Origin of the sequence: Myxococcus sp. AB036A, from assembly GCF_006547355.1 — a bacterium.
Classification (GTDB): Bacteria; Myxococcota; Myxococcia; order Myxococcales; family Myxococcaceae; genus Myxococcus; species Myxococcus virescens.
In genome coordinates, this window is the sequence record NZ_VHLC01000030.1 from 78,975 (window position 1) to 87,010 (window position 8,036).

Consider the following 8,036-nt stretch of genomic DNA (forward strand, 5'->3'; position numbering starts at 1 on the left):
CTCATCCTGCATCAGTTATCCGAACACCCACCCTGGACAACTGGCGCCAGAACCCAGGAAAGCTCTTTTCCACGCACTCTGGACCGGTGAGTGTCAGCGGCGTGCCGGACAGGACACACAGTGTCGCAGCGGTCATCGCGAGACGATGGTCCCCCTCGCTGCTCATCTCGAAGCCCGAAGGTGGCGTGCGGGGTGGCTGGATCAGCAGCCGTTCTCCTTGGAGCTCCGTGTTTCCGCCGAACGCCTTCACGAGCGTCCGGATGCCCTCGAGACGGTCGCTCTCCTTGACGCGGAGGATGCCCACCTCCGTGAGCGTGGAGGGCGCCGGAAGCACGCAGGCGAGCGCGGCCAGCGTGGGGAGCAGGTCCGGACATTCCTCGCCGGAGGCGCGAAGGCCTCCTGAAAGCCGGCCCTCCACCTTGAGCGTGAAGGGAGCGTCCGCGGGCACCGCGCGCAGGCCCACCTGCTCAATCAACCGGACAATGGCGTCGTCCGGGTGGGCACTGCCCGTGTCCGCGCGCACCACGGTGCCGCCCGTCTTCCACGCCACCAGCAGCAGGTAGCCCAGGGACGACCAATCCCCCGGAAGCGTGGGGACGGCCGGGGGCGCCGCGTACCCGGCTACGGTGTAGCTCGACGGGGAGCGCTGGATGTCGAAGCCGAAGCGGCTCAGCCACGTGAGGGTCAGCTCCAGGTAGCCCGCACTGGTGAGGGGCCCGTCAATCTCCACGCGCCAGGGGCGGCGCTCGCGCAGGTACAGCGCCGCGCAGCCCAGCAGCAGGCTGGAGGCGTACTGGCTGCTCTGGGCGCCCGGCACGCGGAACACGGGAGAGACGTTCGACGTGTCACGGGGCGCGCGCAGCTCCACCGGCCAGGGCGTGCCCTCGGTGAGCGTGAGGCCCGCGGGACCCAGGGCCTCGCGCAGGGAGGTGAAGAGCGGGCCGTGGGGCCGCTCGCCCAGGCGGGGCGTGCCGGTGAAGCGCGCCTGTGCGCCGGGCGTCACCGCCGCCTGGGTGGCCAGGATGCGGAAGGGCGCGCCGCCGTCCGCGCAGTCGATGTCGCGCACGGCATCCGGAGGCAGACGCAGGGCCTCGACGCCCTGGCGCAGCACGCGCACGTCGGCGGGGAGGTCCTCGTCCGCCTCGGCCTGCACCGAGGGCAGCGGCCACGAGCCCGTGAGGTGCCCCAGCACCAGCGCCCGCTGCGCGTCCGACTTGGACACCGGCGGGGTGAGGGGCGCGGCGTGCAGCGTGGAGGGGTCCACCACGATACGGGAAGCCTTCTCCGTGCTCATGGTCGCTCCCCCTTCGCCCACGCGGGCCACAAGGCGCGCCAGCTTGATTCGTCCACGTCACGCACCTCGGTGGCGCCAATGGCCGTCAGCAGCACCATGCGCAGCTCGCCCTTGGCGCCGGCCTTCTTGTCGGCGGTGAGCAGCGCCCGCACGTCCTTCATCGGCGCGCGGCGGAGCAGGGCGGCGGCGCGCTCGCGGCCCTGCACGCCGGGGCCATTGGCCAGGGCGGCTTCGACCTCGGTGGCCACGGGCTCCGGTGTCACGCCCAGGTGACGGCCCACGTCCAGGGCCAGCAGCATGCCCAGGCCCACGCCGTCGCCGTGGGACAGCTTGAAGCGGGACACGCTCTCCAGCACGTGGCCGAAGGTGTGGCCGAAGTTGAGCACCCGGCGCAGCCCCGTGTGCTCGTACGGGTCCTGCGCGCAGATGCGCTCCTTGAGGGCGCGGGCGTCCTTGACGAGCTTCTCGAGCGCGGGCGGCTTGCGCACGTAGCGACGGAAGAGCGGCGCGTCGAGGCTGACCACCATCTTCCAGGCCTCCAGCGCGCCCTCGCGGCGCTGCGCATCGGAGAGCGTGTCGAAGAACTCGGGGCACACCCAGCCTTCGTCCGCGTAGTGGAAGACGCCGGCCGGGTTCTTCACCACGCGCCCGCGCACCGTCATGTCGACAGCGCCCTTGCCGCCGACGCTGCTGTCCACCGCCGCCAGCAGCGTGGTGGGGACCTGCACCAGGCGCACGCCGCGCTTGAGGACATGCGCGGCCACGGTGGAGACGTCACCGATGGTGCCGCCGCCCACGGCCACGAGCGTGCCTGAGCGCGGAAGGGCCAGGCCGTTGGCCAGGACCTTCTCCAGCGCGGTGAACGTCTTGGCGCTCTCGCCGCCGGTGAGCTGGATGATGGCGCGGGGGCTGCGCGCCTCCAGGGTGGGGATGAGGGTGGGGTGGAGCTTCGCGACGGTGCGGTCCACCACCGCCACGCTGCCCTCGGGCAGGTTCTTGGCGAGGCGGGCGAAGGTGCCCCAGCGGTCGGACGGCGGACGGTAGGCCCCGGGAGGAAGAGCACTCATGGCGCGTGGGGCCTCGCGTTGAAGTGGAGGACGAGGTCGGCGATGACGAGCGACACCATGGCCTCCAGCACCGGGACTGCCCGGGGCATGATGCACGGGTCGTGACGGCCACCCTTCGCGTGCTCCTGCAGCGTCGCGGGCGGCTTGAAGAAGGTGCGGATCTGCATCGGCTCACCGTTGGCGAGCCCGCCCTGGATGCCGCCGTACGCGTCCTTCACGGCGTGGAACTGGATGCCGGGCTGGCCAATGCGCTCGAGCAGGTCCGGCGGACCCCAGACGACGCCCGTGACGGCGCCGATGCTGCCCAGGGCCTGCGCGATGCGCGCCTTGAGCTTGCCGAAGATGGGCTCGCCCAGACCCACGGGCAGGCCCTCCACGCGCACGTCAATGGCGCCGCCCAGGCTGTCGCCCGCCTCTTTCGCGGTGAGGATGCGCTGGGACATCTCGTCGCGGATGGCGACGTCCGGGCAGCGCGTGGCGTGAGCGTCCACCTGCTCGCGGGTGAGTCCCGGCGCGGGCACGGCGGCCACCAGGTTGCCCACCTGGGACACGTAGGCGACGGTGCGGATGGAAGGCACGTCCCGGGCGAGGTACGCCTCGGCGATGGCGCCGCCGATGACGCGGCAGAGCGTTTCGCGCCCGCTGGTGCGCCCGCCGCCGCGGTGGTCACGGTGCTTGAAGCGCTCGCGCCACACGGCGTCCGCGTGGCCGGGCCGGTCCTCGGCCTTCAGCTTCTCGTAGTCCCCCGAGCGCTGGTTGGTGTTGCGCACGATGGCGGCGATGGGCGTCCCCAGCGTCTTGTCCTCGAAGACGCCGGACAGGATCTCCACCTGGTCCGGTTCGCTGCGCGCGGTGGTGATGGTGGACTGGCCGGGGCGCCGACGGTCCAGCGCGACTTGAACCTGCTCGCGCGTCAGGGGCACGCCGGCGGGGCAGCCATCCAGGATGGCGCCGAGCGCGGGCCCGTGGCTCTCTCCAAACGTCGTCAGGCGAAACAGGTCGCCGAAGGTATTCATGTCGCGGACTCCCAGAGTTGGCGCTGACGCCGGGCTTGCGCGATGAACCACGCCGCACCCAGCAGGACCGGAGTACCGCCGCGACGGACAATCTCCGCGGCGATGCGCCGGCCCGGGGCTCCGTAGGCGATGACCGCCACACGGGCCCCGTCGAAGCGCAGGTCGTCAGGAGCGGGCACCCTATCGGGCCAGGTCCAGACGCCCGCCCCTGTGAGAGGCGCCTGGATGTCGGCGCGTCGCAAGACGCGCAAGTCGCAGCTCAGCTCCGCCGCCACGGACCGGAGCGCCGAGGTGGCGCCACCGTCCCCCAGGACGAAGACTTCGCGAGCCCCGAGCCGCTCGAGCACCGTGCGGGCGCCGAACGTGTCGGTATTGAAGGCTTCCCACCGGCCGCCCCGGCGGACCAGCGTGTTGATGGCGTCCAGCGAGGACCCCGTGTGCTTCGCCAGGCGCAGCTTGAAGGGGCTGGTGACGGCGAAGCCTCCGTAGTGAGGCAGGAGCGCGTCCACCACGGCCTCCACCGGCCCGTCCTCCGGCAGGTCGATGCGGTCGAAGGGCTGACGGTGGATGCGGGGCGAGCGCGAGTGGACGATGGACGTCCCCAGGATGCCCAGCCGCAGCGGCGGCGCCACCGTGTACCGGTCCGCGCCGCGCAGCGCTCGCACGGCGTCGTCCAGCAGCCGCTGGCCGGGCGCCGCGACCCAGGCGCCTCCCGCCGCGACGTAGTCCAACACGTTGTTCTGGGCGAGCAGCGCCCGCGTGGGCAACGCCACCGCGCCCATGCCCAGCACCGTGACACGCGTGGCACCGAAGCGCTCCGCCATCCGCCGCTGCGTCTCCAGCAGTGTGACGAGGTGGGCCGGGTCCGTCATCGGCTCCACATGCTTCACCAGGGCGTCGGCGGGCAGCTCTCGCTCCCACAACTGGAGCGCTTCCTCCGTGGAGAGCTGCCGGCTCGCGTGGTGCGACGCGAGCAGCTTTCCCGGAGGTGCCGCCAGCGATGCCTGCTGCCCCGACGCGTCCATCAAGTCCCTGTCCACGCGCCAGGCCGCGGCCACCCAGGGGGCGGGCAGCGGCTTGCCCCGCTCGGAGACGAGCAGCGGCAGCACCGCCGCCAGCGCCTCGGGCGAAATGGCGTCAGGGGCGTGCAGGTCCGTGCGGATTTCCAGGACGTCCGCCCCACGGCGCTGGCCGTCGCGCGCGAAGCGGACGGCGTCTTCGCCGAGCAGGGTGGGGGGCAGGGTGACGACGCGCCGTGCGGGCGTCACAGGGGCACCTCGGGGGCAAGGCAGCCTCGGAGGAAGTCCTCCAGGGCCACGGTGGGGACGCGGGCGTGCAGCACCTCGCGCTCATGGAACACCGCGGACAATTCTTCTTCGAGCGACACGTCGGCGCGGAGCCGCGGGCGCGTCCGGTCCGTGAGCAGCCGTGCACGGTAGGTGTCGAAACAGATGGGGACGACCAGGGTGAAGAGCCCGGTCAGCGCGTCGGGGTGGTGCGACAGGAAACCGCCTCCCACGGCCACCAGCCCTCCGGCCGGCAGTCCTTGCAGGGCGAGGCGTTCAGCGGCCCGGAATTCCTGCGGCGCTTCCGCCACCCATCTGCGCAGCGGGCGCCCATGCAGGCGTTCCAGGTGTGCGTCCAGGTCCAGCCCGGGGCGCGCGAGCATGCGGGCCACCATGGGCAAGAGGCGCGACTTGCCCGCGCTCCGGTGGCCGGCGAGCACCACCGTCTGACCGGAGCCGGGGAGCAGGGAGGGGCCCGGGCGGGCTACCGCCTCCCTCAGTCCCGGCGCGAGCCGGGGATCCACCGAGGCGAGAATCTGTTCAACGAGGTGCCGCCGCTCCTCAGCGGACGGTGCCGACATAGACGTAGGCGGTGCCGAACGTGAGCGGATGCGCGGACCTTGCCGCGTAGGCCCCGGACTGGTCCATCAGCTCCAGGAACTTGTCACCGGCCGGGAAGGCGGCGGACGTCTTGGGCAGGTACTGGTACGCGGCGCGGTTGCCCGTCAGCAGCCCTCCAATCGTGGGCATCACCGTCTTGCTGTAGAAGCGGAACAAGGCCCCGAAGGCACCCGTGGGCTGGCCGAACTCCAGCACCACGACGTGGCCACCGGGCCGGACCACCCGAGCCATCTCCTTCAGGCACTTCACCGGGTCATCCACGTTGCGGATGCCGAACGAGATGGAGGCCACGTCGAAGCTGTCGGCCGCGAAGGGCAGGTCCATCGCGTCGGCCACCTGGAAGTCCACCTGGAGGCCCGCCTTCTCCGCCTTGGCGGGGGCGCTCTCCAGCATCTCCGGGCAGAAGTCCGTGCCCACGACACGGCCGGAGGCGCCCACCTTGCGCTTGAAGGCCAGGGCCAGGTCGCCAGTGCCCGAAGCGCAGTCGAGGACGCGGTCTCCTTCCTTCGCGGTGCTGAGCCGGACGGCCTTCCGGCGCCACAGCCGGTGGATGCCGAACGAGAGGACCTCATTCGTCACGTCGTACTTCGTGGCGATGGAAGAGAACATCTCACGGACTTCAGTACTCATCGCGCCCTCACGACCTGGGCCGGGCTTTCCGGCCGCCAAAGGTGTCGGTCCACCGCGTCTAGCACGGCTGGCAGCCGCCGCATCAACGTCTCGAAGCGTTCAGGCGTCAGGGCCTGGTGCCCATCGCACATGGCCTGCTCGGGCTTCGGGTGGACCTCAATCAACAATCCGTCCGCCCCCGCGGCCGCGGCCGCCAGCGACATGGGGAGGATGAGCGCCGGGTCGCCCGTCGCATGGGACGGGTCGACGATGACGGGCAGGTGGGAGCGCTGCTTCGCCCAGGCCACCGCCGCCAGATCCAGCGTGTTGCGCAGCTCCGTCTCGAAGGTGCGGATGCCGCGCTCGCACAGCATCACCTGTTCGTTGCCGCCGTCGAGGATGTACTCGGCGGCCAGCAGCCACTCCTGCAACGTGGCCGACAGGCCTCGTTTGAGCAGCACGGGCTTGCGCACCTTCCCCAGGGCCCGAAGCAGCGAGTAGTTCTGCATGTTGCGCGCACCCACCTGGAGGATGTCCGTGGATTCCTCCATGAGGGGAATCTGCGCCGACTCCATCACCTCACTGATGATGGGCATGCCGTGGCGGCGCCCGGCCTCCGCCAGGACGTGCAGGCCCGGCTCGCCCATGCCCTGGAATGCGTAGGGACTGGTGCGAGGCTTGAATACGCCACCGCGCAGGACATGCGCACCCGCGGCGGCCACCACCGAGGCGGCGTGCTGCACCTGCTCCGCGCCTTCCACCGCGCAGGGGCCAGCCATGACGACGAACCCGGGGCCTCCGACTTCCACGGGGCCCACTCGCACGCGAGTGCCTTCGGGCCGCTCCACGCGAAGCACCCGCAGCGCGCCCGGGGCCCGTCCGGACCCGGCTGGTTCGTCTGGCCGCTTGCCTCCCACGGACCCTCCCATTCATGGAGTTCAAGAGGTTTTGAACTCCTTGGTGCATGTATAGCCGAGATGGCTTAGAAGACAACCGAAGGTGATTGCGACGCAATCGCCGATGAGGAACGCTGATGAAGACGCACAATCCCGTTGAGAGCCAGCGCTGGGTGGCCGGAATGACGCCCCTTGCGGTGGTGGATCCGCTCGCGGGTGCGGACGTATTGGGCGTTCCGACCGTCTATTGGGAGCGTCCGCTGGCGCAGGACGCAGCGGCGGGGTGGGGTGAGGCGGCGGTGGTGGAGGCGCAGGACGCCTCCGACATTCCTGACGTGCTGGCCTCGCTGGGCCGCGTGCAGGTGCGCTGGCTGGGCGAAGCCCCGGAGTCGATGCCGGGCCCCTGGTTTGGCGGCATCCGTTTCGGTGACTCGGGCACGGTGGACACGGCGTGGGCGTCGCACGGTGTGACGCGCTGGACGCTGCCCGAGGTGCTGGTGTTCCGCACGGCGCGCGGCGCGTGCGTGGTGGCTTTCGCGCAGGAAGGCCGCGGGGGGGAGGACCTGGTGCGCTCGCGGCTGGAGCGCGTCCGTGCCTGCTTCCCGGAGTCGTACCGGCATGCGCGCGGCGAGCCCGTGGCGTTGGAGTTGCGCGCGTCGCGGCCGGACTTCGAGGTGCGGGTGCAGCGCGCGCTGGACGCGATTGCGTCCGGGCACCTCCAGAAGGTGGTGCTGGCGCGCCCGCTGGATGCGGAAGGGCCCGCGCCCTTTGATGTGGTGGACGTGCTGGCGCGGCTGCGTGAGCAGAATCCCCGCTGCGCCACCTTCCTGTTCCGCGCGCCGGACGACACATGCTTCCTGGGCGCGACGCCGGAGACGCTGTGCCGGGTGGACGGTCAGGTGCTGGAGACGGAGGCCCTGGCGGGCACGGCCGCGCCCGGCCAGGCGGACGGGCTGCGGGGCCATGACAAGAACGTGCGCGAGCACGCGTCCGTGGTGCGCTACCTCGTCACCGCGTTGACGCCGCTGGCGGAGCAGGTGTCGTCGGACGCGGAGCCCGCGCTGCTGGCCTTGAAGAACGTCGTGCACCTGCGGACGGGGTTTCGCGCCGAGCTGCGGCCGGGGGTGACGCCGGCGCAGGTGGTGGAGGCGCTGCATCCCACGCCGGCCGTGGGCGGTACGCCCCGGGAGCGCGCACTGTCGTTCCTGGTGGAGCACGAAGGCCTGGACCGTGGGTGGTACGCGGGG

Annotated in this window: 8 protein-coding genes; 1 reads left to right on the forward strand and 7 read right to left on the reverse strand. The window is 71.5% G+C overall.

What is annotated here, in order from left to right; genetic code table 11:
• Position 1: 1 nt before the first annotated feature.
• Genes FL344_RS15080 through aroF form a run of 7 tightly spaced genes read right to left on the reverse strand, consistent with a single transcriptional unit; the run spans position 2 to position 6,822 of the window.
• Entirely contained in the window at positions 2-1,294 is a 1,293-nt protein-coding gene (locus FL344_RS15080; protein ID WP_194863116.1) for a 3-phosphoshikimate 1-carboxyvinyltransferase, read from the reverse strand.
• A complete protein-coding gene (locus FL344_RS15085; RefSeq protein WP_141619024.1) occupies positions 1,291-2,361 on the reverse strand; it encodes a 3-dehydroquinate synthase family protein in 1,071 nt (356 codons plus the stop codon). The genes FL344_RS15080 and FL344_RS15085 overlap by 4 nt, the downstream gene beginning before the upstream one ends.
• Entirely contained in the window at positions 2,358-3,377 is a 1,020-nt protein-coding gene (gene aroC, locus FL344_RS15090) for a chorismate synthase (protein ID WP_141619025.1), read from the reverse strand. The genes FL344_RS15085 and aroC overlap by 4 nt, the downstream gene beginning before the upstream one ends.
• On the reverse strand, positions 3,374-4,645 hold the full coding sequence (locus FL344_RS15095; protein ID WP_141619026.1) for a shikimate dehydrogenase: 1,272 nt from the start codon (positions 4,643-4,645) through the stop codon (positions 3,374-3,376). The genes aroC and FL344_RS15095 overlap by 4 nt, the downstream gene beginning before the upstream one ends.
• Positions 4,642-5,244, reverse strand: a complete 603-nt coding sequence (locus FL344_RS15100) for a shikimate kinase (RefSeq protein WP_141619027.1) — start codon at positions 5,242-5,244, stop codon at positions 4,642-4,644. The genes FL344_RS15095 and FL344_RS15100 overlap by 4 nt, the downstream gene beginning before the upstream one ends.
• Positions 5,225-5,914 (reverse strand): bifunctional demethylmenaquinone methyltransferase/2-methoxy-6-polyprenyl-1,4-benzoquinol methylase UbiE, encoded by a 690-nt coding sequence (gene ubiE / locus FL344_RS15105; RefSeq protein ID WP_141593490.1) that lies wholly within the window; start codon positions 5,912-5,914, stop codon positions 5,225-5,227. Before ubiE ends, FL344_RS15100 begins: the two co-directional genes overlap by 20 nt.
• Positions 5,911-6,822, reverse strand: a complete 912-nt coding sequence (gene aroF / locus FL344_RS15110) for a 3-deoxy-7-phosphoheptulonate synthase (RefSeq protein WP_011553556.1) — start codon at positions 6,820-6,822, stop codon at positions 5,911-5,913. Before aroF ends, ubiE begins: the two co-directional genes overlap by 4 nt.
• A gap of 104 nt (positions 6,823-6,926) precedes the next feature.
• Between aroF and FL344_RS15115 the strand changes: the two genes are divergently transcribed.
• Positions 6,927-8,036: isochorismate synthase MenF (locus FL344_RS15115; RefSeq protein WP_141619028.1), on the forward strand; the 1,110-nt coding region annotated here is incomplete at its 3' end.